Below are 25,214 nucleotides of genomic sequence, written 5' to 3' on the forward strand. Positions count from 1 at the left end.
TTGAAATCAGAAATCGCGCTGTACTGACATGTGCGCCAGCGCTTCGAGGGCGCTGCGCCACGGGCTTTCGGGTAATACCTGCAGGGCTGCGATGGCTTTATCTGCCTCTTCTTCAGCGCGTTTGCGCGTCCACTCCAGCGAGCCAGTCTGTTGCATCGCTGCCAGCACCGGTTCCAGCAGATGACGACCGTTACCTTCTTCAATGGCTTTACGGATCATCTGCGCCTGCTCAAGCGTCCCGTTGTGCATCGCGTGCAGCAATGGCAGCGTCGGTTTACCTTCGCTCAGGTCATCACCGGTATTTTTGCCCAGCGTTTCGCCATCTGCGCTGTAATCCAGCAAATCATCAATTAACTGGAAAGCGGTGCCAAGGTAGCGACCATAATCCTGTAACGCCTTTTCCTGCGCGGGCGTCGCCTCAGCTAAAATCGCCGACGCTTGCGAAGCAGCTTCGAACAGGCGAGCGGTTTTGCTGTAGATCACCCGCATGTAGCTCTCTTCAGTGATATCGGGATCGTTGCAGTTCATTAACTGCAGCACTTCTCCTTCGGCGATCACGTTGACCGCTTCCGACATCAGCGCAAGGATCTTTAAGGATCCCATGCTGGTCATCATCTGGAATGAGCGCGTATAGATAAAATCGCCCACCAGCACGCTTGCCGCATTACCGAACGCGGCGTTAGCGGTGGCTTTGCCACGGCGCATATCGGATTCATCCACCACATCATCGTGCAGCAGCGTCGCCGTATGGATAAATTCGATCAGCGCCGCATTAGTGATGTGCAACGATCCCTGATAATTCAGCGCGCGTGCCGACAGCACAGCGATCATCGGACGGATGCGTTTGCCCCCGCCGCTGATGATGTAATAGCCCAACTGGTTAATCAGTGAGACTTCTGAATTCAGCTGCTCGAGGATGGTCTGGTTGACGGCCGCCATGTCCTGCGCGGTTAATTCATTAATCTGTTCTAAGTTCATTCGTCTTTTCAGCTTTACTCGTTTTTTGCATGGTAAGCGCTTTACACAGCGTGAGTTCAGGTAATCTGTTACTGATTGTACTTGAAAAATCGGGTTGCGAAACGTTTGCATTCGCCTTGCGCTTTTTTTCTGCAAGAGAGTGCAAAGTGCTCTTGTCTTCTGCTGGAGTATTGCGTAGAATTCGCGCCCTATTGTGAATATTTATCGCGCCGCCTGATGAATAGAAAGGCACGCGCAGAAGCGGAGTTTTATATGTACGCGGTTTTCCAAAGTGGTGGTAAACAACACCGAGTAAGCGAAGGTCAGACCGTTCGCCTGGAAAAGCTGGACATCGCAACCGGTGAAACCATTGAGTTTGACCAGGTTCTGATGATCGCAAATGGCGAAGACGTGAAAATCGGCGCGCCACTGGTTTCAGGCGGTGTGATCAAGGCAGAAGTTGTTGCTCACGGTCGTGGCGAGAAAATTAAAATCGTTAAGTTTCGTCGTCGTAAACACTACCGTAAGCAAGCTGGTCACCGTCAGTGGTTCACAGATGTGAAAATCACTGTGATCGGCGCGTAAGAGGAGATCTGACAAATGGCACATAAGAAGGCTGGTGGCTCGACCCGTAACGGTCGCGACTCCAACGCAAAACGTCTGGGTGTAAAACGTTTCGGTGGCGAATCTGTTCTGGCAGGTAGCATCATCGTTCGTCAGCGTGGCACCAAATTCCACGCAGGTAGCAACGTAGGTTGTGGTCGTGACCACACCCTGTTTGCCACCGCAGACGGCAAAGTAAAATTCGAGATTAAAGGCCCGAACAACCGTAAATATATCAGCATCGTTGCTGAGTAAGGTTGTCGTGCTGCAGACGTCTAACGTCTGAATACACGAATGAAAGGCCCCGCAGCTTTGCGGGGCTTTTTACATTCTGCTACTGAGCTTGCTGGATAACAGTTACGCTTTAGCACAGTTGTTGTACAATTTATGTACTCCTGGCTTTGCCAGTCTTGTATTATCCGCCGTCGGTCAGCGCAGAAGACCCTGGCGGACCCGTTTGCGGCCTGCAAGCTGCCGTGAACGACAGCGTGACGGAGAAATAAAATGAAGTTTGTAGATGAAGCGACGATCCTTGCGGTCGCGGGTGATGGCGGCAATGGTTGCGTAAGCTTCCGCCGTGAAAAATATATTCCAAGAGGCGGCCCGGATGGCGGCGACGGCGGCGACGGCGGCGACGTGTATTTGTTGGCGGATGAAAACCTCAACACCCTGATCGATTATCGCTTTGAAAAGTCTTTCCGTGCCGAACGTGGCCAGAATGGCCAAAGCCGTGATTGCACCGGTAAACGTGGTAAAGACATCATCGTTAAAGTGCCCGTTGGTACCCGCGTAATTGACCAGGGTACCGGCGAAACGCTGGGCGACATGACGCGTCATGAGCAGAAGCTGATGGTGGCGAAAGGCGGCTGGCATGGCCTTGGTAACACGCGCTTTAAATCCTCAGTTAACCGTTCCCCGCGTCAAAAAACCATGGGAACACCGGGCGAGAAGCGTGATCTGCAACTGGAACTGATGCTGCTGGCTGACGTTGGTATGTTGGGTCTGCCGAATGCCGGTAAATCGACCTTTATTCGCTCGGTATCCGCAGCGAAACCCAAAGTTGCGGATTATCCGTTCACTACGCTGGTGCCAAGCCTTGGCGTGGTGCGTATGGACAACGAAAAGAGCTTTGTTGTCGCCGACATTCCTGGCCTGATTGAAGGTGCAGCGGATGGCGCAGGTCTGGGTATTCGCTTCCTGAAGCACCTTGAGCGCTGCCGCGTGCTGTTGCACCTGATCGATCTTGCCCCTATCGATGAATCTGATCCGGTAGAAAATGCCCGCATCATTCTTGGCGAATTGGAAAAATACAGCGATAAGCTGTTCCAGAAGCCGCGCTGGTTAGTATTCAACAAATGTGACCTGCTGAGCCGAGAAGAAGCGGAAAGCCGTGCCAAAGCGGTAGTGGAAGCATTAGGCTGGGAAGAAAAATATTACCTAATCTCTGCGGCTAGCCATGATGGCGTGAAAGATCTTTGCTGGGATGTGATGAGCTTTATCATCGAAAATCCAAAAGAAGCCGAAGAAGAAGCTAAAGAGCCAGAGAAAGTGGCCTTCATGTGGGATGATTATCACCGTGAAGCCATGGAAACGGCGCAGGAAGTGGAAGAAGACGACGATTGGGATGACGACTGGGACGAAGAGGACGACGAAGGCGTCGAAATCATTTACCAGCGTTAATCGCACAAAAAAAGCGGCCCGAAGGCCGCTTTTTTTATGTCTTAACCCAGCACCGCCACCGTCAATCTCGAGGTGCAGCACAGCTGATTGCGGGCGTTACGAATCTCAATCTGCCAGCTTTGATTACGCGCACCAAGGTGCAGCGGGCGGCAAATGCCGCGCACTTCACCGCTGCTTACTGCACGATGGTGGCTGGCGCTCACCTCAATCCCCACCACGCTTTTACCTTCTTCGATGCTGAGATAACCGGCGATCGATCCCATCGACTCCGCCAGCACCACAGAAGCGCCGCCGTGCAGCAGGCCAAACGGCTGCTGCGTGCGGGCATCCACCGGCATGGTGGCTTCGAGATAATCTTCACCGATGGTGGTAAACACAATGCCAACGTGTGCCACCAGCGAGTTTTCACCCATCTTATTCAACGTTTCAACATCGACCGAACGTTTCCAGATTGCCATAACTTAGGATCCCAGCGTTGCGCCACCGTCGACCACAATATCCTGCAGCACCACGTGGCTGGCAAGATCCGACGCGAGGAACATCACGTTAGCAACGATCTCCTGCGGTTTAGCGATCTTACGCAGCGGGATCCCCAGCTTGTACTGATCCGGGAAACCATTGATCATCTCCTGCTCGGCTTCTGGCGTATGCCACAGGCTGCGTTGCATATCGGTATCGGTGGAACCCGGAGAAACGATATTGCAGCGCACGCCGTAAGGCGCCATCTCTAAACCCACGGTCAGACACAAGCTGCGCAACGCCGCTTTGGAAGCGCCATAAGCGGACATACCAAGGCGCGGCGCATGTGCCGCATTAGAGGCGATAGTCACAATCGCACCCGCACGCTGCTGGCGAAACACCGGCAAGGTTTGCTGAAACAGGTTGAACGCGCCGCCGGCATTCACCGCCAGACACGCCTGCCAATCGTCGAACGACAGTTCATCGGTGCTGCCAATACGCAGGATGCCGGCACCGTTCACCAGCACATCGAGACGTGGCTGATCTGCCAGCAAACGCTGACAAACCGCTTTCACCTCGGCGGCGTTCGCCACATCCAGCACCTGCGTGGCGAAAGGATAGTCGGCCTGATCGAAACGCAGATCGAAGCCGATAACCTGCGCGCCCGCCTGATGGAAGCTCAGCGCGGTGTGGTAACCAATCCCTTTGCCTGCGCCGGTTACCCAGACGATTTTTCCATTGAAATCGAAAGTTGCACTCATTTAGCTGGCACCCTTGATAACAGCGCCCACCAGCCATCGATGGTCGGATTTTTTGCCAGACTGACGAAATCGATGTCGCTGTGCACCTGACGCCAGCGCGCCGCCAGCGCCATCACGCGTACTGAATCCAGACCGTAATCGATCAGGTTCTCGTCATCTGCAGGCACATCGTCATCTTCCAGCAGCGGCAGAATCAGCGCACGCAGATCGTCTTTGCTCAACGGCAGCGGCATCAGGTCGGCGGTCATCACTACTTTACCGCTGCGACCTGCGGTGTAAGTCAGCGCCATCATGTGCTCTTCGCGCGTGAAGTCGGCCAGCGCATCCGCCACCATAAACGGCTGGATATTACGCATAAAGGCGTCAGTCGCGGTGGTCAGGCAACCGATGTGCGCGTACACGCCGGTGATGATCAACTGATCGCGGCCCATCTCCTGCAGGATCGATTCCAGCGGTGAGCGCACGAAGGCGCTGTATCGCCATTTGGTCAGTACCTGATCGTCCTGATCCGGCGCCAGCGCATCCACGATCTTCTGCTGATCCGGATGTTTGTTCAGGCCCGGTCCCCACATGTCGTTGAGGAGTGCGCGATCGGCATCGCTCTGTTCGTTCGGCTGAGCGGTATAGAACACCGGTATGCCCTGCGCTTTGCAGTAAGCACGCAGACGAGCGATGTTTTCCACCACCTGATTAACCAGCGGGCTGTTTTCGCCCCAGAAATTAAGGAAGTAAGCCTGCATATCGTGAATCAGCAGCGCGGCACGCTGAGGCTCAAGCGCCCACTTCACTTTATTGGTTGGCAGTTCAGTTGCTGCGGGTAGCGCGTAAGCGTTCAGTTTTGGAATAGCCATTACAATCTCCGGAACAGGTCAGGCTTGCGCTTGTTGGTCGGCAAGCTGTTGACGTAAACGTTTTTTATCCACCTTGCCGACAGGCGTCAGCGGCAGAGCATCGACGCAGGTAATACGGTCAGGTAATTTGAACTCGGCCACACCCAGTTCTCGCAGGTGACGACGCAACGCCACCGCTTTGATCGGTTGGCTAGCAACGATAAAGGCGCAGCTCTTTTCACCCATCAATTCGTCGTTCATCGACACCAGCGCGGCGTGGATCACATCCGGATGGCGTTGCAGCAGATTTTCGATCTCTTCCGCGGCGATCTTCTCGCCACCGCGATTGATCTGATCCTTTTCGCGCCCTTGCACGGTGATGTAGCCCTGCGCGTCGATCTCAATCAGATCGCCCGAACAGTAAAACCCGTTGGCGTCGAAGCTGGCGGCGTTATGTTCCGGGCTCTTGTAATAGCCACGGAAGGTGTAGGGGCCGCGCGTCATCAGGCGACCGATGGTGCCGGTTGGCAGCGCGTTGCCGTGCTCGTCAGCGACCCACACTTCGTCATCTTCAGAGATCGGGCGGCCTTGCGTGGTGAGAATGATGTTCTCATCGTCGCCAAAGCGCGTGTAGTTCACCAGACCTTCGGCCATGCCGAAAACCTGCTGCAGCTGACAGCCAATTTCACGCTGAATACGTGCCGCAAGGGTTTCGCCCAGCTTGGCGCCGCCCACCTGAATGCGTTGCAGCGAAGCCAGCTGTTTATTGCTGCCCCATTCCTGAATCGCCTGTAGCCACAAACTCACCGCCGGCGGCACCAAACCGGTATCGGTGACCTGATGCTTCTCAATCAGCGGGAAGCAGAGCGTGGCGCTGGGATCGGCAGCCAGAATTACCTGACCACCGGCATAAAACACACCGAGCGAACCCGGGGAGCTCATGGCAAAGTTATGCGGCGCGGGCAGGGCGATGAGATAACGCGTATCGGCGGTCACCTGACAAATCTCATCACTGGCGCGAATGCTGTAGTAATAGTCGTTGTGGGTGCGCGGAATCAGCTTCGGCGTGCCGGTGCTGCCGCCGGAGAGCTGGAAAAACGCCACTTCATCAGCGGCGGTTGGTGTGGCGAGGTAATCACCCGCGGCTTCCGCCATCAGCGCTTCCAGCGTATTTTCCGGCTGGTTGTCATTACGCAGAATCACCTGCTGCAGCGAAGGCTGCGCGGCGCACAGCGCGTTGATAAAGCTATCATCAGCAAACAGCGTGTGAGTGCGATCGGCAATCAGCAGTTTAGGTTCGATCTGCGCCGCATAGGCGCTTAGTTCGGTGCGCTGATGGCTGAACAGCGCAAATACTGACGCTACGCCGAGCTTAAACAGCGCAAATACCGTGACATAAAAATCGGCCACGTTGCCAAGCTGCACCAGCGCAGTATCGCCATTTTGCAGGCCACGGCGCTGCAGCGCGGCGGCCAGGTTGCTGCTCAGCACGTCCATTTCGCGATAGCTGATCTGGCGATCGCCATCAATCACCGCGATGGCATCATTATGCTGATGACGCGCCAGAATGTCGGTCATAGGCACATCCAGCCAGTAACCTTTTTCGCGATAGCGCGCAGCCAGGTCGTCCGGCCAGCGAGTATAGGGAATGCTCATGTTCTTTCCTTTATTGCAGTCCAAAGGCGCGCAACATGGTGTCCAGCTTCACGCCGGTTTCACGCCATTCTGATTCGGGTTGTGAGTCGGCCACGATGCCCGCGCCGGCAAACAGGCGCACCCGCGTGCCATGCACGGTGCCGCAGCGGATGGTGACCACCCATTCGCCATTGCCCTGGCTATCGCACCAGCCGACGATGCCGCCAAATAGTTGGCGATCAAAAGGTTCCAGCTGCTGAATAAGCTGCTGCGCGCGCTGATGGGGGAAACCGCTCAACGCAGGCGTCGGGTGCAGCAGGCAGGCCAGCGACAGCGCATTTTCGCGCTCATCCTGCACTTCGCCGTCGATTTGCGTGGCGAGATGCCACAGCGTGGCGGTGGTAATCAGCGACGGAATGGTCGGCACCGACAGCAAACGGCTGCGCGGCTGCAAGGTGTCGCGCATCGCGTCGGTCACCAGTTTGTGCTCATGACGATCTTTGCCGGAATCCATCAGCGTATCGCCAGCGGCACGATCCTGCTGGGCATCGTCGTGATTGCGCCGCGCTGAGCCCGCCAGCGGACAAGAGCTAAAATCGCGCCCCTGTTTGCGCAGCATCAGCTCCGGACTGGCACCAATCAGCGCACCGCCTTGCGGCAGCGGCAGATGGAAATGGTAGCTGTTGGGGTTCTGCGCAATCACGCGCTGCATCAGCGCTGCGGTATCAACCGGCTGTTCGCTAACGATATCCATCAGACGCGACAGCACCACTTTATCCAGATCGCCGCGCTGCGTGGCCGCCACCGCATCTGCCACCATCGTGGTAAACACATCGTGATCCGGCACTGCGGTGCGACGTCGCACCTGCGGCAGATCGCTGACGTTTTCCGGCAACGCGTTTTGCAGGTCAGCGCGATTAAACGTCTGATAGGATTCAGGAATAAACAGCGCGGCGGGCTGGCTGACGTCAAACGGGATCGCCCCGACCAGAATCGGATTGTCGATGCCCTGTTTTTTCGCCGCGGCAAAATGCTGACGTAACTGTTGTTGGAAATCACCGTCCAGCGACGCGGCGTCATCTACCGGCGCGGTAACGGTGGTATAGCATCCTTGCGTTGCCAAACTACGCCATGGCGAGGTAAAGAGGAAACCACGGCTTAGCGCGGAATAATCCTTCAGCCAGGCATTTTCAAACGTGGAAGATTCCACCATAATTTTCACCTATAAATGATAAGATTATTAAGAATGATTATCATTTTTATTATGGGCCTGTAACCTACGTCGATTGGGCAAAAGTGTCAATCCATTCGCGGGATTTCAGCTGCGTTTAGCCGTAATCAGGCGCTGACGCTCAGCAGGGAAATATGCTAAAAAGTGGACCAAAACTTATGAATAAATGCGGTTTTTGGGGCATTGCAGCCCTTATAGGTGTTTTCCAGATTTTCACCAGCGTCGCTCATGCCGAACAGGGTTGGCCGCGCACCGTTCAGGGTGCCAACGGATCGATCACGCTCAATCACGCGCCGCAGCGCATTGTCTCGACCAGCGTCACGCTGACCGGATCGCTGCTGGCCATTGATGCGCCGGTGATTGCTTCCGGCGCGACTGCGCCGAACAGTCGCCTGGCCGACGATCAGGGTTTCTTCCGCCAGTGGAGCGACGTTGCCAAAAAGCAACATCTTCAACGTCTGTATATCGGTGAGCCGAATGCCGAAGCGGTTGCCGCGCAAGCGCCGGATCTGATTATCGTCAGCGCCACCGGCAACGATTCTGCCATCAAGCTCGCCGAACAGTTTTCGGCTATTGCACCGACGCTGGTGGTCAATTACGACGACAAAAGCTGGCAGGAGGTCGTCACGCAGTTAGGCCAGGCGACCGGGCATGAAGCGCAGGCGGCGCAACGTATTAAAGCTTTCGACGATCGTGAAGCGGCGCTGAAAAAAGCCATCACGCTGCCACCGCAGCCGGTCTCCGCCATGGTATGGAACGGCGGCGGACGCGCAGTCAATGTGTGGACCGCGGCTTCGGCGCAGGGCAAGCTGCTGGAACAACTTGGCTTCACCCTGGCAACGCCACCGGCGACGGTTGAGCAGGGACACAGCATGGGACAGCGCAAAGACATCATTCAGCTGTCGGGCGAAAACGTTGCCAGCGGCCTGACCGGTAAAACCTTCCTGCTGTTCGCCGCTGACGATAAAACCACGCAATCGGTGTTGAACAATCCGTTCCTTGCACAAAACGCGGCGGTGCAGGGCAAGCAGGTTTACGAGCTGGGCGTCGATTCCTTCCGTCTTGATTACTACAGCGCCAGCAATCTACTGGCGCGTCTGGAGAAGCTGTTCGTTAAATCATGATGCCTGTTCCGTCAGCTCCGGTGCTGGCGGATGGTAACGACGTAAACGGCCCATCACCCACCACATCACGATGCCGAGCAGCGCCGACGTAAAGCCAAATACCGCGGCGGCCTGCGGTGGCAGCAGCCATGAACCCATCGCACCAATCACCGCCGCACCAATCGCATCGCCGGTCACGTTCTGCGCGGTCCACAAGCCGTTGATGCGGCCTAACAGATGATCTGGCGTTAATGCCTGAATCATCGCGTACTGCACCAGGCTGTTGATGGCGCTGAAGTAACCGAAAGCGACTAAACAGGCTAACGCCAGCGGCAGGTTCGGCATCTGGCTAAACAAACCCAACGCGACAAACGCTGCAATCGCACTGCCGAGCACCAGCTGTCCGGGACGCGCGGCGTGTTTCAGTTTACCGCTGGTGAACGCGCCGATAGCTGCGCCGAGCGGCACGGCGGCATACATCAGGCCAAGCTGGTCAGCGCTCACTGACCAATGCGGCGCAAGCGACGGATAGAGCACGCGCACCGCGCTGGCCAGCGTGACTAATGCGCCAATCAGCGCCACCATGCCGACAATCGGGCTGGCGAAAAGAAACTGCACGCCAGCGGCGAGGGATTTCAGCGGATGTTCACGCGGTTGTGGCGGCGGCGGCAAAGTGGGCAATTTCAGCAGCGTTAACACGGTAAGTAAGGTGCCAAAGGCAGCGAGTGCGTAGTTCCACGTCACGCCGCCGTGAGCAATCACCAGACCAGCAATCGCGGGCGATAAAATGGAGCCGAAGCGCACCGTCAACATGGTGATAGCGCCCGCCTGCATAATGTTTTCCCTACCGACCAGCGCGGGCGTCGCCGCCAGCAGCGCGGTGACGCCAATCGCGCCGAAAAAACCATCCCAGAAACCCAGCAGATAAACCGCGATCAGAGAGGGTTCTGGCAGCGCGGCGTTAATCGCCAGCGCGATAAAACCTAAGCCGCAGGTGGATCGGGCAAACAAAATCAGCTTTTTGCGTTCATGGCGATCCGCCAAAACGCCGCCGGTGAGCAGGCCGATAAACATGCCGGCAGCGGCCAGCGTCACCGCCAAGCCCACCAGCAGCGGTGAATGGGTCATGTGCTGAATCTGCACCGGCACCGCCACAGCGAGCATGCCGAGCGCGACAATCGAGATAAAACGCGCGATAAACACCGCGCGAAAAGCCGGGTGAGTTTTCAGCAGCGAGAGATCGATAAAGTGGGAAGATTTGTTCATGTGTTCGCCTTATTGCACCAATTTTCCTCATCGTCCGCGAGGCGAGTCATGGTAACATAGCTGAACGCGAGTAATAACGATAACCATTATCAAGTTACATCGCGCATGCAACGACGTTGAACAGTGAAGGTTTAGAACGCTATGCGCCAGATTCGTGCATTAGCAGGCTCAGGGATTCTGCTCTTGCTCCTCATCGCGCTCAGCTTAATGCTGGGGGCAAAATCAATACCGCTTCCCGATGTTTATCATTCGCTTACCACCTCCTGTCACAGCGCGGAGTGCGTCATTGTGCGTGACGCGCGCCTGCCGCGTACGCTGGCCGGTTTGCTGGCGGGCGTGGCGCTCGGCCTCGCTGGTGCGTTGATGCAGAGCCTGACGCGCAATCCGCTGGCCGATCCCGGCATTCTTGGCGTCAACGCCGGAGCAGGTTTCGCGGTGGTAATTGGCATTGCGCTGTTCGGTGCTGACTCGCCGGTGGATTGGCTCGGCTTCGCCTTTGGCGGCGCGCTGCTGGCGTCCGTGCTGGTGGCGATGACCGGCGCGATTGGCGGCGGGCGTGTCAATCCGGTGCGTCTGACGCTGGCCGGCGTGGCGCTGGGCGCGGTGCTGGAAGGATTAACCTCTGGCCTGTCGCTGCTCAATCCCGACATCTACGATCATCTGCGCTTCTGGCACAGCGGCTCGCTGGATATTCGCAATTTCACCACGCTGCGCACGCTGTTCCCGGCGGTGCTGATCGGCAGCGTGGTGGCCATTGCGCTATCGCAGGCGCTGAACAGTTTGAGTATGGGTGGCGACATGGCGACCGCGCTCGGCACGCGGGTGGCGCGCACCCAACTGCTTGGCCTGTTGGCGATTGCGCTGCTGTGCGGCGCAGCCACCGCGGCGGTGGGCCCGATTGCCTTTGTCGGTTTAATGACGCCGCACTTTGCCCGCTGGCTGGTGGGCAACGATCACCGCTGGATGCTGCCTGCGACCGCGCTGATCACGCCGATTCTGCTGCTCGCCGCCGATATCCTTGGCCGCCTGCTGGTGGCGGGCGAGCTGCGGGTTTCCATCGTCACGGCGATGCTCGGTGCGCCGATGCTGATTGCGCTGGTGCGCCGTAAATTGGGCCGGGGTGCACTATGACGCGTCGTGTCGGGTTACATACGCTTTGGCTGCTGTGCGCCTGCGCTCTGCTGGCTTATATGGCGATGACGCGCGGTGCATTGCAGATCAGCAGTGATCAAATCTGGCAAATTCTGCTCGGGCAGGGCGCCAGCAACGTCAAACTGATCGTGCTGGAATGGCGCTTGCCGCGCGTGCTAATGGCGCTGCTGATTGGTGCGGCGTTAGGCATCAGCGGCGCAATTTTCCAGTCGCTGCTGCGTAATCCGCTCGGCAGCCCGGACATTCTCGGTTTCAACACCGGCGCTTACAGCGGCGTGCTGGTGGCGCTGGTGCTGTTTAATCAAAGCGTCACGGCGATGACCGGCGCAGCGTTGATTGGCGGCATCGCCACGGCGGCGCTGGTCTATCTGTTTGCCTGGCGCAACGGCGTAGAGACCTTCCGGCTGATTATCGTCGGCATCAGCGTGCGCGCGCTGCTGATGGCGTTGAATTCCTGGCTGATTATCAGCGCCTCGCTGGAGTCGGCGCTGAGTGCGGGCTTGTGGAGCGCCGGATCGCTCAACGGCATTACCTGGGCAAAAACGCCGCCGGTGATTGCGGTACTGCTGCTGGCGTTACTGTTGATGGCGCTGCTGGCGCGGCGGATGCGTTTGCTAGAGATGGGCGACGATACCGCCTGCGCGCTTGGCGTGCCGGTGGAGCGCAGCCGCATGTGGCTGATGCTGATTGGCGTGGTGCTCACGGCGGCGTCAACCGCGCTGGTCGGGCCGATTTCGTTTGTCGCGCTGCTGGCGCCGCAGATTGCCCGTCGTCTTGGCGGCGGCGTCAAAGGTGCCTTGCCGCTGGCGGCGCTGTGCGGTGCGCTGTTATTGATTGCTGCAGACTTCGCCGCACAGCATCTGTTCCTGCCATATCAATTACCGGTTGGCGTGATAACCGTCATTCTCGGTGGACTTTATCTGATCGCTTTACTGGTGCGGGAGGCGCGACGCCAATGACCGATATCCCTTCACGTCTGCGCGGCGATAGCCTAACGCTGAGCTATGACAAAAAGGTGGTGGCAGAGAATCTGTCAGTGACGATTCCGCAAGGTGAGCTGACGGTGATTATCGGCCCTAACGCCTGCGGAAAATCGACGCTGCTGCGCACGTTGAGTCGCCTGCATACGCCGTTAAAAGGTGAGGTGTTGCTGGATGGCGCGGCCATTGCCAGCTATCCCACCAAAGAAGTGGCGAGGCGTTTGGGTCTGCTGCCGCAAAGTTCCAACGCGCCGGCGGGCATCAGCGTCACCGAGCTGGTGGCGCGCGGACGTTATCCGCATCAGGCGCTGTTTGGTCGCTGGCGTGCGGAAGATGAAGCGGCGGTGCAGAACGCGATGCGCGCCACCGGCGTGGCCGATTTGGCCCAGCAGTCGGTGGATACGTTATCGGGCGGTCAGCGTCAGCGCGTGTGGATTGCCATGGTGCTGGCGCAGGAAACGCCGCTGCTGCTGCTGGATGAACCGACCACCTGGCTGGATATCACCCATCAAATTGAGCTGCTGGAATTGATGCAGGAGCTGAATCAACAGCATGGGCGAACGCTGGTGGTGGTGCTGCACGATCTTAATCACGCTTGTCGCTATGCCACGCATTTGATTGCGATGCGTGACGGCAGGATTGTTGCCGAAGGGAAGCCGTCGGAGATTGTGACGCCCGCGTTGATCGAGCAGGTGTATGGCTTGCGCTGCGTGATTGTGGACGATCCGGTGGCGCATACGCCAATGATTGTGCCGCTGGGGCGCGGGGGATAATTAAACACGGTGCGCGCGGGCCCTCATCCCAGCCTTCTCCCGCTTGCGGGAGCAGGGGCCGACCCAGCTTGTATGTTACACCCGTTACCACACCTAAACATTCCCTCTCCCGTCAGCGGCTCCTGATTGTTCCCTCTCCCGCTTGCGGGAGAGGGTTAGTGTGAGGGAAAGATCGCTATCCCAACAACCGCTGCAACAACGGTCCAATCTGCTCAAACATCTGCGGTGAAATGATCTCCACGTGGGCGCAATCCATCGGCCACACTTCCAGTTCACCAACATAGGGTGCCCAGGCGCGGCGCGCATCTTGTCCTGGCTGCTGCGTCTGTTCGGCGAGGAACAGCGTGGCGCGACCGTTGAAACGCGCGCTGCGTGCGGTCGCCAGCAGGCGCACCGAACTGGCGTAGTTGGCCTCGATGGTATCGAACATCGCACGCATCTCTTCGCCGGCCTGATGGCGCTGCGCGGCGATAAACTGCTCGCGCTCGCGGTTCACCTCTTCCAGCACCGCCGGATCCAGCACGTTCTCGCCGCGTTTCTCATCCCAGTTTTGCGTTTCTGGTGGCCAGGTATCCAGCAGGCCGAGGAACGCCACCTCTTCACCGGCCGCTTCCAGCCGGGCCGCAATGCCTTGCGCCAGGGTGCCGCCAAGCGAATAGCCGAGGAAATAGTAAGGTCCGTGCGGCTGCACGTCGCGCAGGGTTTGCAGATGGGCGTCGCACACGTCATCCAGATGCGCGCTTTGGTTCAGCGGGCTACTGATATCCGGCGACTGAATGCCGACCAGCGACCAGCGCGCATCGAGATAACGCTGCAGGATGCTGAATTGCCAGGCAAACCCTGACGCCGGATGGAAGCAGAACAGCGTTGGTCCGTTGCCCTGACGCAGCGGCAGCACCGCTTCGAAACCGGCTTGCTGATGGGATTGCGTATCACTGAGCAGCGTTGCCAGCTTCTCCACCGTGGAGGCCACCATGATTTGTCCCACCGACACCGGCTGTTGCAGCTCACGGCGCAGCTGCGCCGCTAAGCGCATCGCCAGCAGCGAATGGCCGCCGAGGGCGAAAAAGTCATCCTGCGCGCTGATTTCCTCGCGCGCCAGCAGCTGACAGAAAGCATTAGCTAAGGTGGTTTCCAGCCCGGCGTGCGGTGCACGTCCCGCACTGGCGCCGGCGGATGCGGGCAACGGCAGCGCTTTGCGATCCAGCTTGCCATTGCTGCTGAGCGGGAAGGCGTCGAGCTGCACAATGGCTACCGGCACCATATGCGCGGGCAAGCGTTGCGCCAGCGCCTGGCGCAGCGCGTCGCTATCAACCGGCTGCCCGGCAATCACGTAGCCGACCAGCTGACGCGCATCACCTTGCGCCGCGGTATCGCCAAGTATCACCGCGTGTGTGACCGCCTGCTCAATGCCGGGCTGCGCGCTGAGCACATGATCGATCTCATTCAGTTCGATACGCTGACCGCGAATCTTCAGCTGATCGTCGCTGCGGCCGAGATATTCCACCGCACCGTTATCCAGCCAGCGCGCCACGTCGCCGGTGAGATACATGCGCTCGCCAGGCATGAAAGGATCGGCGATAAAGCGGCTGGCAGTAAGATCGGGACGGCCGAGATAGCCATGCGCCAGCTGCACGCCGGTTAAGTAGAGATCGCCCGCCACGCCCGGCGGCACCGGCTGCATGCGGGCATCAAGGATGCGCAGGCCGGTATTCCACACCGGGAAACCAATCGGCACGCTGGCACCTTCGACGGCGGCCAGGGCAGCCCCAAACGCCGGATACCAGCTGACATCCACCGCCGCTTCGGTTGGGCCATACAGATTGTGCAGCGGCACGCGCGTCAGTTTTTCCCACTCGCGCGATAAATCCGTCGGCAGCGCTTCACCGCTGCAGAACACGTTACGCAGGCTGGCGCAGCGGGCAATCGCCGCTTGATCGTCCAGCGCCGCGACAAAGGCCGCCAGCATTGAGGGGACGAAATGCGTGGTGGTGACTTTGTAGCGGGCAAACAGCTGCTGCAGCGCTTCCGGGTCGCGATGGGCTTCTGGCGGTGCCATCACCAACCGCGCACCGACCAGCAGCGGCCAGAAGAATTCCCACACCGAAACGTCGAAGCTGCTCGGGGTTTTTTGCAGCACCACGTCGTCGGCTTGCAGCGGATAGCGATCCTGCATCCACAACAGGCGATTGACGATGGCTTCATGCCCCACCAGCACGCCTTTAGGGCGACCGGTCGAACCTGAGGTGTAAATGATGTAGGCGCCATCCTGCGGCGTCGGCGCGCTGGCCGGCTGCGGTGCATGGGCATTGTGATACAGCACATCAAAATGCAGCTGATTGACCGACGCGATGGCGCTGAAGCGCGCGCTGAGCGCTGCGCAGGTGATCAGCGTTTTTGGCGCGGCGTCTTCCAGCATCAGCTGTAAGCGGTCATCCGGATAACCCGTATCGAGCGGCAAATAGGCAGCGCCGAGCGAAACAATCGCCTGTAGCGCCAGGGAGAGCTGCACTGAACGCGGCAGCGCCACGGCGACAATATCGCCACGCTGCACGCCGGCGGCGCTGAGATCGGCGGCCAGCGCAAACACCTGCTGTTGCATCGCGCGATAGCTAAGCTGATGCTGCGCATCGGCCAGCGCCGGTGCATCGGGGGTGCGTGCCGCCTGCTGCGCTAACAGTGACGCCAGCGTTTCTGCTGGCAGCGGATAGGCGGTTTGGTTGATTGCGGCAATCTGCGCATGCTCTTCGGCAGTGAGCAGATCGAGTTCGCCGCACGGCTGCTGCGGCTGTTGCGCCAGCTGATCGAGCAGCAGGGCAAAGCGGCTGGCATGACGCTGCAAAGTTTGTTCGCTGTAGCGTTCGGCATTGGCCAGCAGCTCCAGCGTCAGTTCACCGTGCTCGCTGATGTAAATGGCGATCTCCAGATCGCGCACCGGCCCGGACGCCAGTTGATGGGTGATGCCTTCCACGCCAGCGAAATCGAGCTGGTAGTCAAACATCTTCAGGTTGATCACCGGACCGTACAGCGGATCGCCATCGCCGAGGCGGCCGAGATCGCGCTGCACCTGTTCGGCGTCATAGCGCTGATGACGACGCATCTTTTTCACTTCACCCGCCAGCTGGGCGGCGAGCGCGCCGATCGGCTGCGTCGGATCGTAATGGATTGCCATCGGCAATACGTTGATCACCGGACCGGTGGCGCACAAGGCGGCCGAGCCGATGCGGCGCATAAAGATGAAGCCAGCGGCAAAGTCGTTTTGCCCGCTGAGACGCGCCAGCCACAGCGCCACCAGCGCAAAGGCGAGATCGGCCGCGCTGGCGTGCGGATGCTGCTGCACTAGCCTCTGGAAGGTGCTGCGATCCAGCGTAACGCTGTGGCGCAGCAGATCGGTGCTGGCATGTTGTCCGGCGAGCGGCAGCGGCGAGAGCGAAGCCGGTGAGGGCAGCGCCGCGCCTTTTTCGCGCCAGAACTGGCTGTCACGCATAAAGGAGGAGGATTCGCGGTAGCGCTGATACTCGTCCACCACTTCGCTAAACGGAATAAACGGCGTCGGTTCAGCGGCTTGCTGACGTACGGCCGCGCTGTAGAGATTGGCTATGCGGCGCGTCAGCGCGGTAAAGCTGAAGCCATCCACCACCAAATGATGATAGCGCTGATACCAAAACCAATGCTGATCGTCGAGACGGAACAGGCGGTGATGCCACAGCTTTGCGCCGCTCAATACGCGCAGTTCGCCATTCATATCGTCACGCATCAGCGCGCGCGCTTTGGCGGGCGCATCGGCCTCCGCGCGCAAATCGACAATCTGCGGCAGGCTAAAGGCGTGTGGCTGCGGCCACTGCAAGGCTTCGCCTTCCACCTCACCAAAGGCCATATTCAGCGTGTCGGCTTCCTGCATGCCCGCAACGATCGCCTGCGCCAACAGGGCGCTATCAATCTCACCGCGCAGTTCGACAAAGTGCGCCACCGCGTAAGCGTTGTGATGAGGTGACAGCTGATCGGCAATCCAGATGCCGGGCTGTGCCGCGACTAACGGCAAGGTTTGTTGGTCGGTCATAGGCTTATTCATCAGGGATTCGGACATGGATGCTCCGGTTTGCTCCACAGCGCTTGCAGGCCATTCAGCAGGCCGCCGCGCCAACAGAGCGCGTCATGGCCGCCTTCCACCGGCAGGTAATTCACCTGATAGCCGGCAGCGCTAAGCTGCTGTTGAAGTTGTTGATTAGCTTGCAGAATCAAGCCTTCGCGTTTGCCCGCTTCGAGCCAGAAACGCAGCGGTTGACGCGGTGCAAGACCGTTATCCAGCGCCTGCAGCAGCCAGCCGTGCGGATTGCCGCGTTCCGGCCACCAGAAGGAGCCCGATAAGCTGAGCGCGTTGCCAAAGGTTTCCGGCCAGTGCAGCGCGGCAAACACCGACGCCAGGCCGCCAAAGCTTTGTCCGGCGACGATGGTACTGTCCGCCTGCTGGCGATAAGGCGTTGATTGTGCAATTTGCGGTAACAGTTCTTGCTGAATGGCTTGCCAAAACTGCGCGTTACACGGCAGCTCGCGGCTGCGGTGTTCGCGGTCAATGATGTCGATAAACAGATACACCGCTGGCGGCAAAGAACCGGCATCAGTGAGCTGCTGCAGCGGTCCGGCAATCGGCATGCTGTGCGCCCAGAATTGCCCGTCAAGCATGATGGCCAGCGGACGCTGTGCGGGATTGGCTGCGCCGGTGGTGTAAATCCACACCTTGCGGCTGTTGCCTAATAGCGCGCTATCCCATTGTTGCTGTTGCAGTTCAATGGTTGGCGCTGTGCCGTTATCCACCGCTTGCCACAGCTGTTGATCGGGTGCGTGAGGCAGATGCAGCGGCGAGACGCCCATGCCGCGACCACCGGACCAGCCACGTAAGCTGTTCAAAGGATCGGCCTGCGCCGTCGGAAATTTGTCGCGCCACCAGTTGCGCAGCGTGGACATGTCGGCAACGCCAGTGAAGTCCGTGGCCTGTTCATCGGGCATCAAACAGTAACTGCCGCGCCAGTTGGCGGGCAGCGAGGTCTGCCAATACCAGACGTTGGTGCCCGCCACACGCATTAACGACTGCGGCGGGCGGCGCTGGTGGTGATCGGTCACGCCGGTAATGTTAATCCACACGCGCTGGGTCGACGATTGCGTCTCATCGCCTTGCGGATCACGCCAGAAGAAAGTGACCTGACATTGGCCATCGTCTACTAACTCAATGCGGGGAATACCTTGGGATTGTTGCGCCTGCCACCAGGCCGCACTGCCGGTTACATCATTTCGCCAGGTCATAGGGCTGCCAGTCGGTGTTTACGCGGAGATTTACATAAGCTTGATGAATAATACTATTGATAATAATTTGCATTTGCAATAGGGTGACTGCGCTCAAAAATGAGCACGCCTGTTCCGCCAGATGCTTACCGTTCGGTAAGGTTGCGCTACGGATGGTTTGAAGGGTCTGGAACTGGGCGCGATATGGACAGGGATCTTCTCACCGGCTCGCCAGTTAAGCATTCAACGGCTTTTTGCTGGCCATCCAGGAACGTATAAAATGAAAAATTACTCACGGTTATCGTTAGCCATTCTGATTGAACTGGGGCTCAGCGCCTCACTGCTTTCCAGCAGCGCCTGGGCAGCAGAGACTTCCTCCAGCAAAACCTCTGCCAGCACGACTGACGCACAATCAATGGACGGCGGCACCTTGATGGTCACCGCGCAGCAGCAGAACCTGCAAGCGCCGGGCGTCTCAACCATTACCGCCGACGAAATCAAAAAACATCCGCCCGCGCGTGATGTGTCTGAAATTATCCGTACCATGCCAGGCGTTAACCTGACAGGCAACTCCACCAGCGGCCAGCGCGGTAACAATCGCCAGATCGATATTCGTGGTATGGGCCCGGAAAACACCTTGATCATGGTGGACGGCATGCCGATCACCAGCCGCAACTCGGTGCGCCTTGGCTGGCGTGGCGAGCGTGATACGCGTGGCGACACCAACTGGGTGCCGCCGGAGATGATCGATCACATCGACGTGATTCGCGGACCGGCGGCGGTGCGTTACGGTAACGGCGCGGCGGGCGGTGTGGTGAATATCATCACCAAAAAACAGACCGATCAGCAGTGGCACGGTTCCTGGAACACCTATTACAACGTGCCGGAACATAAAGCGGAAGGCGCCACTAAGCGCACTAACTTCAGTCTGGAAGGGCCGCTGGGCGATGATTTCAACTTCCGTTTGTACGGTGGTTTAGCCAAAACCCAGGCCGATGCCTATGACATCAACGAAGGGCATGCGGCGGCGCGCACCGGCAGCTATGCGGGCAGCTATCCGGCCGGTCGTGAAGGTTCAGTTAATAAAGATATCAATGCCTTGCTGAGCTGGGCGTTTGCACCGATGCAGACGCTGGAGCTGCAGGCCGGTTACAGCCGTCAGGGCAACCTGTATGCGGGTGATACGCAGAACACCAACACCAGCTCGCTGGTGAAAAGTCTGTACGGTGATGAAACTAACCGCCTGTATCGCCAGAACGTCTCATTGAAATGGACCGGCGCATGGGATAACGGCGTCAGCACCAATACCTACGCGCGCTACGAGAAAACCCGCAACTCGCGCATCAATGAAGGTTTGGCCGGCGGCACCGAAGGCATCTTCTCTAACAGCGGTTTCAACACCATTCAGCTGGATGACGTGCTGCTGCATAGCGAAGTCAGCATTCCATTTGAGCTGCTGTTTAACCAAACGGCGACGCTGGGTACCGAATGGAACCAGCAGCGCATGAAGGATGGCTCTTCCAACACGCAGGCAGCGAGCTACGGTTCGGTGCCGGGCATCGATAACACCGGTCGCAGCCCGTATTCCCAGGCAGAGATTTTCTCGCTGTTTGCGGAAGACAACATGGAGCTGACCGACAGCACTATGCTGACGCCAAGCCTGCGTTTTGATCATCACTCGATTGTTGGCAATAACTGGAGCCCGTCGCTCAACCTGTCACAAGGTTTGGGCGATGACTTCACGCTGAAGATGGGGATTGGTCGCGCCTATAAAGCGCCGAGCCTGTATCAGACCAACCCGAACTACTTGTTGTACAGCAACGGTCAGGGTTGTGCGGCCAGCACCGGCGCCTGTTATCTGCAGGGTAACAGCGACCTGAAAGCGGAAAACAGCATCAATAAAGAGATTGGTCTGGAGTGGAAACACGAAGGTTATCAGGCCGGTTTAACCTGGTTCCGCAACGATTATCGCAACAAGATCGAAGCCGGTTACTCGCCAGTGAGCAAAGCATCCAATGGCACCACAGATATTTATAAGTGGGAAAACGTACCGAAAGCGGTGGTGGAAGGGCTGGAAGGCACCGTCAACGTGCCGTTCTCCGACAGCGTGATGTGGAATAACAACTTCACCTATATGCTGCAGAGTAAGAACAAAGAGACCGGCGATCGTTTATCGGTGATTCCGGAATACACGCTGAATTCGACGCTGAGCTGGCAGGCGACGCAGGATCTGTCGCTGCAAACTACGCTGACCTGGTACGGCACGCAGACGCCGAAGAAGTATGATTACAAAGGGAATCTTTCGACCGGCAGCGCAACGGATAAAGTGAGTCCTTACTCAATTATCGGTATGAGCGGTACCTACGATATCAACAAGTACGCCAGCGTCACGGTGGGCATCGATAACCTGTTCGATAAACGTCACTATCGCGAAGGTAATGCGCAAACCACCGGTAACGCCAACACCAACTCTTATCTGTATGGAGCGGGTGCGAATACCTACAACGAATCTGGTCGTACTTACTTTATGAGCCTGAATACCCACTTCTAACGGCGCTTAGCCAATCAGTTGATGCGGTAAATAGCAGCGGGCAATCAGCCCGCTGCGATCTTCACGGTTCACCAGCTCCAGCCTGCCGCGATGCATCTGCACGATGCGCAGCACGATATTCAAACCCAAACCGCTGCCGCCATAACGCTGATCGCGACGACGAAACGCCTGCGTCAGCTCTTCCGCAGCGGCGGCTTCAATGCCGGGACCCTGATCCCACACTTCAATGATCACCTGCTGCTGGTCCTGCTGCATCTTCACCACGACTTCGCTGCCAGCCGGGCTGTAGCGCGAGGCGTTTTCCAGCAGATTGCGCAGCATCAGGCGCAGCAGTACCGCTTCACCTTGCTGCGGCACATCGTCGTTCTGCGGCCAGTGCAGGATTTGCTGACGCTGTTGATACAGCTCGGTCATTTCTGGCTCCAGCGGCTGCATGATGTCCTGTTGCCACTGCAACTGCTGATAGTGACCGCCCGCCAGCGCTTGCCCGGCGCGCGATAACATCAACAGCTGTTCCACGGTGTGCATCAGCTGATCGATACGTTCAATTAGCATCTCGCTCTGCGGCACGTTCTGCTGGTGGAGCAGCTCGAGATGCAGGCGCAATCCGGCCAGCGGCGTGCGCAGCTCGTGCGCCGCATCGGCGGTGAACAGGCGCTCCTGCTGCAACGTGTGATCGAGGCGTGAAAACAGTTGGTTGATCGAGGTGGTTACCGCCACGATTTCATCCATTTCGGAGTAGATCGGCAACGGTGTCAGATTATCCGCTGAACGATGCGCAAGGCTGTCCTGCAGCGATTTCAGCGGACGAATAATCCAGTTAATCGCCCAAAACGACAGCAGCAAGGTAAGGGCGACCATGACTAAGGAAGGCAGCAGCAACGAGGCAATGGCTTCACGGATCTCGTTTTCTACCCGATCGTTACGCGCCTGCGCAGAGAGCGTTTCGTTGACTAAAAAACTGATCTGCTCGCGGCTTTCATGCCAGAGCCAGATGGCGCTCATCACCTGACAGGTGAGGAGAATCAGCGCCAGCATAATCAATAACCGCTGACGCATGCTGTTCATTCGCGGATTTCCAGACGGTAACCGACGCCGCGCACGGTTTTTATGCGATCTTTCCCGAGCTTGCGACGCAAATTGTGGATGTGAACTTCGAGAGTGTTGGAGCCGGGATCGTCATTCCAGCTGTAGAGATCCTGTTGCAGCGTTTCGCGGTGTACGTTTTGCCCCACGCGCATCAGTAAGCGGGTGAGCAGTGCGAACTCTTTGGGCGTGATCTCCAGCGGCTGATCTTCCAGCAGAACCTGTTGTGAACTGAGATTGAGTGTCAGATCGCCCTGTTGCAGCAGGTTATCGCTGTGGCCCTGATAACGGCGGATGAGCGCCCGCACGCGTGCCTGCAGTTCAACCAATGCAAACGGCTTCACCAGATAATCGTCAGCGCCGGCATCCAAACCATCAACGCGATCCTCCAGCGCATCGCGCGCCGTGAGGATCAGTACCGGCACCGCAATGCCGTCGCGTCGCCATTGTCGCAGCAGTGATGCGCCATCGCGATCCGGCAAGCCGAGATCGAGCACGATCAGGCTGTACTGACCGCTACGCAGCAGCGCGTTGCTCTCTGCGGCGGTACTGGCGCAGTCGATGGCGTAGCCTTGCGAGCTTAATGCCTGCGCGAGGCCCGATTGCAACAGCGCATCATCTTCAACGATTAGCAGTTTCATCAGTTGTTCTTGTTGATATCCGTATAGAGGCGGCTCTCAAAACGTACCAGCGGAATGCGGCGCGTTTTCTGATTTTCCGGCGGTACCGCGTAACCGGACAGGAACTGGACAAAGGCGACGCGCGCGCCGCTGGAGGTGGTGATGAATCCTGCCAGATTATAGACGCCCTGCAGCGAACCGGTTTTCGCCGAGACTTTGCCATCCAGCCCTGCTTCATGCAGACCGCCGCGATATTGCAGCGTGCCGTCGTAACCGGCCAGCGGCAGCATCGAAATGTAATTCAGCGTCGAATCATTTTTCGCAATGTATTGCAGCACTTGCATCATGGTTTCTGGCGCGATCAGGTCATGACGCGACAGCCCGGAACCATCAACCTGAATGCTGTTGCCGAGATCGACCCCGGCTTTTTCGCGCAGAATACGACGTACCGCATCTGAACCCGCTCGGAAGGTGCCAGGCACATTGAAGTAATGATGGCCGATGGTGCGGAACACGGTGTCGGCAATCATGTTGTCCGACTTCTTCAGCATAGTGTGCAGCAGCGTGTGCAGCGGCGCTGATTGCGTTGAAGCCAACACGGTACCCGGCGACGTCACTTGCGCCTGGCGAACCAAATGACCGCTGTAATCAATATCGGCGGCGCGCAGCTCGGCTTTAAGTATCTCACCGGCCCACGCAGCACCATCCTGCACGGCAAAGGCCAGCGGCAGCGGCTCTGACCGTTGACGCATGCAGCCGGTTAAGGTGTAACGATTGAGCTCGCCTGGCACCACATCCAGCTCGCAATATTGTCCGTCACCGCTGTTGCGGCCAATGGTGCGCACCTGACTGAACATATGGGCCGGATAATAGGAGGCGATACGCACAAAGGCGTTTTCGCCCGGTGTATTGGCGCTATACAGCGATACTGAGAAACAGTTTTTATCGACGATGGCCGCTGCCGGTGGCGCACTGAAGCACTGCGTCAAATCGTTCCACGGCCAGCCTGGCGCCATATCGTGGCTGGCGAACACCGAGGTGTCGATCACCAGATTGCCCTTAATATGGGTGATGCCCTGCTTTTTCAGCGCTGTGACCATGTTGCGCAGATCCTGGCGGCTCAGCGTAGGATCGCCGCCAAATCGTGCCACTAAATCGCCATTCAGGGTGCCGTCATTGACCGCTCCTTTGGTTTCCATGGTGGTCTGGAAACGAAAATCGGGCCCGAGCTCTAATAAAGCCGCCAGCGCTGTCACCACTTTCATGGTGCTGGCCGGTAACGCCATCTGTTTGCCGTGATAATCGATTATCGGGGTGGATGCGCCCACTTTTTGTACCATCAGCGCCAGGTTTGCGCCGTCTGGCAAATACTGCATGTATTCTTCAACGGGAGCTGCTTGTGCCTGCAGCATAAACGCACAGGTTAATCCGGTAACAAGTCGTGAAAATCGCATAATCTCGCGGTAACTGACGGGTGAGGGCGTCAATACTACGTCCCCGGACGGTGCAAAGTAAACGATGACCCACAGGGAACTCTGGGGTAAAATACGTATCAAAATGCAAAACCGAACCTGACCCGGAAAGCTTTCCGGGTCAGGCTTCTTTTGCTTGTGAAAAGAGGTAACGCGCTGCAGAAGCTGTTTTCTGCTGTCACCGGTCAGGATGACGCCGTTAACCAGGATAGATGACGAGGAGCCAAAATGAATCAGATTCCGATGACGTTGAAAGGCGCTGAGAAGCTGCGCGAAGAGCTGAACGAACTGAAAACTGTGAAGCGTCCGCGCATCATCGCCTCCATCGCCACAGCCCGTGAGCACGGCGATTTGAAAGAGAATGCCGAATATCATGCGGCTCGCGAAGAACAGGGTTTCTGCGAGGGGCGTATTCAGGAGATTGAAGCCAAGCTTTCCAATGCGCAAGTCATTGATGTGACTGCCATGCCGAAAACCGGTCGCGTGATTTTTGGCGCTACCGTGACCATTCTCAATGTGGATACGGATGAAGAGTTCACCTATCGCATCGTGGGTGACGATGAAGCTGACTTCAAGCAGAACCTGATTTCAGTGAATTCGCCGATGGCGCGTGGATTGGTTGGAAAATCAGCCGACGATGTCGCGATTGTGAAAACCCCAGGCGGGGATGTGGAATATGAAGTCCTGAAGGTGGAATACCTTTAAGATATTGCTACGCTTTGCAATATGTCGCTGCATTTTGTAAAGAAAGGAAAAAGGCCGCATTGCGGCCTTT

At 57.8% G+C, this 25,214-nt stretch carries 21 protein-coding genes; 9 read left to right on the forward strand and 12 right to left on the reverse strand.

The window, feature by feature from the left end:
* Positions 1 to 6: 6 nt before the first annotated feature.
* Positions 7 to 978, reverse strand: coding sequence for an octaprenyl diphosphate synthase (gene ispB, locus ACYAC5_RS02525; RefSeq protein WP_101762272.1), 972 nt, complete (start codon positions 976 to 978; stop codon positions 7 to 9).
* Positions 979 to 1,230: 252 nt separating this feature from the next.
* Between ispB and rplU the strand changes: the two genes are divergently transcribed.
* From rplU to cgtA, 3 genes are all read left to right on the forward strand, one after another.
* Positions 1,231 to 1,542, forward strand: a complete 312-nt coding sequence (gene rplU, locus ACYAC5_RS02530; RefSeq protein ID WP_007886644.1) for a 50S ribosomal protein L21 — start codon at positions 1,231 to 1,233, stop codon at positions 1,540 to 1,542.
* A 15-nt stretch (positions 1,543 to 1,557) separates the two neighbouring features.
* Entirely contained in the window at positions 1,558 to 1,815 is a 258-nt protein-coding gene (gene rpmA, locus ACYAC5_RS02535; protein ID WP_007886647.1) for a 50S ribosomal protein L27, read from the forward strand.
* 249 nt (positions 1,816 to 2,064) lie between these two features.
* Positions 2,065 to 3,240, forward strand: a complete 1,176-nt coding sequence (gene cgtA / locus ACYAC5_RS02540) for an Obg family GTPase CgtA (RefSeq protein WP_008104343.1) — start codon at positions 2,065 to 2,067, stop codon at positions 3,238 to 3,240.
* 41 nt (positions 3,241 to 3,281) lie between these two features.
* Here the strand turns inward: cgtA and ACYAC5_RS02545 are convergent, their stop codons facing one another.
* Genes ACYAC5_RS02545 through ACYAC5_RS02565 form a run of 5 tightly spaced genes read right to left on the reverse strand, consistent with a single transcriptional unit; the run spans position 3,282 to position 8,138 of the window.
* Positions 3,282 to 3,698, reverse strand: a complete 417-nt coding sequence (locus ACYAC5_RS02545) for a hotdog fold thioesterase (RefSeq protein ID WP_137385048.1) — start codon at positions 3,696 to 3,698, stop codon at positions 3,282 to 3,284.
* A 3-nt stretch (positions 3,699 to 3,701) separates the two neighbouring features.
* Entirely contained in the window at positions 3,702 to 4,460 is a 759-nt protein-coding gene (gene dhbA, locus ACYAC5_RS02550) for a 2,3-dihydro-2,3-dihydroxybenzoate dehydrogenase (RefSeq protein ID WP_277974442.1), read from the reverse strand.
* Positions 4,457 to 5,311: an isochorismatase gene (locus tag ACYAC5_RS02555; RefSeq protein ID WP_110868078.1), complete on the reverse strand. Its 855-nt coding sequence runs from the start codon at positions 5,309 to 5,311 to the stop codon at positions 4,457 to 4,459. Before ACYAC5_RS02555 ends, dhbA begins: the two co-directional genes overlap by 4 nt.
* 18 nt (positions 5,312 to 5,329) lie before the next feature.
* Positions 5,330 to 6,946, reverse strand: a complete 1,617-nt coding sequence (locus ACYAC5_RS02560; protein ID WP_192412535.1) for a (2,3-dihydroxybenzoyl)adenylate synthase — start codon at positions 6,944 to 6,946, stop codon at positions 5,330 to 5,332.
* A gap of 10 nt (positions 6,947 to 6,956) precedes the next feature.
* Complete coding sequence (locus ACYAC5_RS02565) at positions 6,957 to 8,138, reverse strand: isochorismate synthase (RefSeq protein ID WP_192412532.1); 1,182 nt, start codon at positions 8,136 to 8,138, stop codon at positions 6,957 to 6,959.
* Positions 8,139 to 8,314: 176 nt separating this feature from the next.
* Between ACYAC5_RS02565 and fepB the strand changes: the two genes are divergently transcribed.
* Positions 8,315 to 9,280 carry a Fe2+-enterobactin ABC transporter substrate-binding protein gene (gene fepB / locus ACYAC5_RS02570; RefSeq protein ID WP_210080947.1) on the forward strand — a complete coding sequence of 322 codons (966 nt, stop codon included), beginning with the start codon at positions 8,315 to 8,317 and terminating at the stop codon, positions 9,278 to 9,280.
* On the opposite strand, the gene entS is transcribed toward fepB, so the two are convergent.
* Entirely contained in the window at positions 9,275 to 10,525 is a 1,251-nt protein-coding gene (entS, locus tag ACYAC5_RS02575; RefSeq protein WP_462062361.1) for an enterobactin transporter EntS, read from the reverse strand. The two genes, fepB and entS, sit on opposite strands and share 6 nt — an antisense overlap.
* A 141-nt stretch (positions 10,526 to 10,666) precedes the next feature.
* Between entS and fepD the strand changes: the two genes are divergently transcribed.
* From fepD to ACYAC5_RS02590, 3 genes are read left to right on the forward strand one after another with little or no spacing between them, the layout of a single operon-like run.
* Positions 10,667 to 11,656, forward strand: a complete 990-nt coding sequence (gene fepD / locus ACYAC5_RS02580; RefSeq protein WP_192412518.1) for a Fe(3+)-siderophore ABC transporter permease — start codon at positions 10,667 to 10,669, stop codon at positions 11,654 to 11,656.
* Positions 11,653 to 12,636: an iron-enterobactin ABC transporter permease gene (gene fepG / locus ACYAC5_RS02585; RefSeq protein WP_192412516.1), complete on the forward strand. Its 984-nt coding sequence runs from the start codon at positions 11,653 to 11,655 to the stop codon at positions 12,634 to 12,636. Before fepD ends, fepG begins: the two co-directional genes overlap by 4 nt.
* A complete protein-coding gene (locus ACYAC5_RS02590; protein WP_192412514.1) occupies positions 12,633 to 13,430 on the forward strand; it encodes an ATP-binding cassette domain-containing protein in 798 nt (265 codons plus the stop codon). Before fepG ends, ACYAC5_RS02590 begins: the two co-directional genes overlap by 4 nt.
* Positions 13,431 to 13,605: 175 nt before the next feature.
* Here ACYAC5_RS02590 and ACYAC5_RS02595 read toward each other — a convergent pair whose 3' ends face one another.
* The gene (locus ACYAC5_RS02595; RefSeq protein ID WP_277974445.1) at positions 13,606 to 17,517 is read right to left on the reverse strand and encodes an enterobactin synthase subunit F; all 3,912 of its coding nucleotides are present in this window, start codon (positions 17,515 to 17,517) and stop codon (positions 13,606 to 13,608) included.
* Positions 17,502 to 18,731, reverse strand: coding sequence for an enterochelin esterase (gene fes, locus ACYAC5_RS02600; protein WP_277974446.1), 1,230 nt, complete (start codon positions 18,729 to 18,731; stop codon positions 17,502 to 17,504). Before fes ends, ACYAC5_RS02595 begins: the two co-directional genes overlap by 16 nt.
* Positions 18,732 to 18,990: 259 nt before the next feature.
* On the opposite strand from fes, the gene ACYAC5_RS02605 reads away from it, so the two are divergent.
* Positions 18,991 to 21,261, forward strand: coding sequence for a TonB-dependent siderophore receptor (locus ACYAC5_RS02605; RefSeq protein WP_277974447.1), 2,271 nt, complete (start codon positions 18,991 to 18,993; stop codon positions 21,259 to 21,261).
* A 6-nt stretch (positions 21,262 to 21,267) separates the two neighbouring features.
* Here the strand turns inward: ACYAC5_RS02605 and pmrB are convergent, their stop codons facing one another.
* From pmrB to dacB, 3 genes are read right to left on the reverse strand one after another with little or no spacing between them, the layout of a single operon-like run.
* Positions 21,268 to 22,329 carry a two-component system sensor histidine kinase PmrB gene (pmrB, locus tag ACYAC5_RS02610; protein WP_277974448.1) on the reverse strand — a complete coding sequence of 354 codons (1,062 nt, stop codon included), beginning with the start codon at positions 22,327 to 22,329 and terminating at the stop codon, positions 21,268 to 21,270.
* Entirely contained in the window at positions 22,326 to 22,988 is a 663-nt protein-coding gene (gene pmrA / locus ACYAC5_RS02615; RefSeq protein ID WP_101762257.1) for a two-component system response regulator PmrA, read from the reverse strand. The genes pmrB and pmrA overlap by 4 nt, the downstream gene beginning before the upstream one ends.
* Positions 22,988 to 24,421, reverse strand: coding sequence for a serine-type D-Ala-D-Ala carboxypeptidase (gene dacB, locus ACYAC5_RS02620; RefSeq protein ID WP_137386837.1), 1,434 nt, complete (start codon positions 24,419 to 24,421; stop codon positions 22,988 to 22,990). The genes pmrA and dacB overlap by 1 nt, the downstream gene beginning before the upstream one ends.
* Positions 24,422 to 24,667: 246 nt before the next feature.
* On the opposite strand from dacB, the gene greA reads away from it, so the two are divergent.
* Complete coding sequence (gene greA / locus ACYAC5_RS02625) at positions 24,668 to 25,144, forward strand: transcription elongation factor GreA (RefSeq protein WP_110868068.1); 477 nt, start codon at positions 24,668 to 24,670, stop codon at positions 25,142 to 25,144.
* The last annotated feature ends 70 nt before the right edge of the window (positions 25,145 to 25,214 follow it).

The sequence above is a fragment of the Pantoea sp. y20 genome, from assembly GCF_054903455.1.

What these genes read in the sequence shown, in the direction of transcription:
- ACYAC5_RS02565 (WP_192412532.1), bottom strand. Translation starts at nt 8,138, where the DNA reads ATGGTGGAATCTTCCACGTTTGAAAATGCCTGGCTGAAGGATTATTCC.
- pmrB (WP_277974448.1), bottom strand. Translation starts at nt 22,329, where the DNA reads ATGAACAGCATGCGTCAGCGGTTATTGATTATGCTGGCGCTGATTCTC.
- entS (WP_462062361.1), bottom strand. Translation starts at nt 10,525, where the DNA reads ATGAACAAATCTTCCCACTTTATCGATCTCTCGCTGCTGAAAACTCAC.
- ACYAC5_RS02560 (WP_192412535.1), bottom strand. Translation starts at nt 6,946, where the DNA reads ATGAGCATTCCCTATACTCGCTGGCCGGACGACCTGGCTGCGCGCTAT.
- ispB (WP_101762272.1), bottom strand. Translation starts at nt 978, where the DNA reads ATGAACTTAGAACAGATTAATGAATTAACCGCGCAGGACATGGCGGCC.
- pmrA (WP_101762257.1), bottom strand. Translation starts at nt 22,988, where the DNA reads ATGAAACTGCTAATCGTTGAAGATGATGCGCTGTTGCAATCGGGCCTC.
- fepB (WP_210080947.1), top strand. Translation starts at nt 8,315, where the DNA reads ATGAATAAATGCGGTTTTTGGGGCATTGCAGCCCTTATAGGTGTTTTC.
- fes (WP_277974446.1), bottom strand. Translation starts at nt 18,731, where the DNA reads ATGACCTGGCGAAATGATGTAACCGGCAGTGCGGCCTGGTGGCAGGCG.
- ACYAC5_RS02605 (WP_277974447.1), top strand. Translation starts at nt 18,991, where the DNA reads ATGAAAAATTACTCACGGTTATCGTTAGCCATTCTGATTGAACTGGGG.
- greA (WP_110868068.1), top strand. Translation starts at nt 24,668, where the DNA reads ATGAATCAGATTCCGATGACGTTGAAAGGCGCTGAGAAGCTGCGCGAA.
- fepD (WP_192412518.1), top strand. Translation starts at nt 10,667, where the DNA reads ATGCGCCAGATTCGTGCATTAGCAGGCTCAGGGATTCTGCTCTTGCTC.
- rplU (WP_007886644.1), top strand. Translation starts at nt 1,231, where the DNA reads ATGTACGCGGTTTTCCAAAGTGGTGGTAAACAACACCGAGTAAGCGAA.
- ACYAC5_RS02590 (WP_192412514.1), top strand. Translation starts at nt 12,633, where the DNA reads ATGACCGATATCCCTTCACGTCTGCGCGGCGATAGCCTAACGCTGAGC.
- ACYAC5_RS02555 (WP_110868078.1), bottom strand. Translation starts at nt 5,311, where the DNA reads ATGGCTATTCCAAAACTGAACGCTTACGCGCTACCCGCAGCAACTGAA.
- ACYAC5_RS02545 (WP_137385048.1), bottom strand. Translation starts at nt 3,698, where the DNA reads ATGGCAATCTGGAAACGTTCGGTCGATGTTGAAACGTTGAATAAGATG.
- cgtA (WP_008104343.1), top strand. Translation starts at nt 2,065, where the DNA reads ATGAAGTTTGTAGATGAAGCGACGATCCTTGCGGTCGCGGGTGATGGC.
- dhbA (WP_277974442.1), bottom strand. Translation starts at nt 4,460, where the DNA reads ATGAGTGCAACTTTCGATTTCAATGGAAAAATCGTCTGGGTAACCGGC.
- dacB (WP_137386837.1), bottom strand. Translation starts at nt 24,421, where the DNA reads ATGCGATTTTCACGACTTGTTACCGGATTAACCTGTGCGTTTATGCTG.
- fepG (WP_192412516.1), top strand. Translation starts at nt 11,653, where the DNA reads ATGACGCGTCGTGTCGGGTTACATACGCTTTGGCTGCTGTGCGCCTGC.
- ACYAC5_RS02595 (WP_277974445.1), bottom strand. Translation starts at nt 17,517, where the DNA reads ATGTCCGAATCCCTGATGAATAAGCCTATGACCGACCAACAAACCTTG.
- rpmA (WP_007886647.1), top strand. Translation starts at nt 1,558, where the DNA reads ATGGCACATAAGAAGGCTGGTGGCTCGACCCGTAACGGTCGCGACTCC.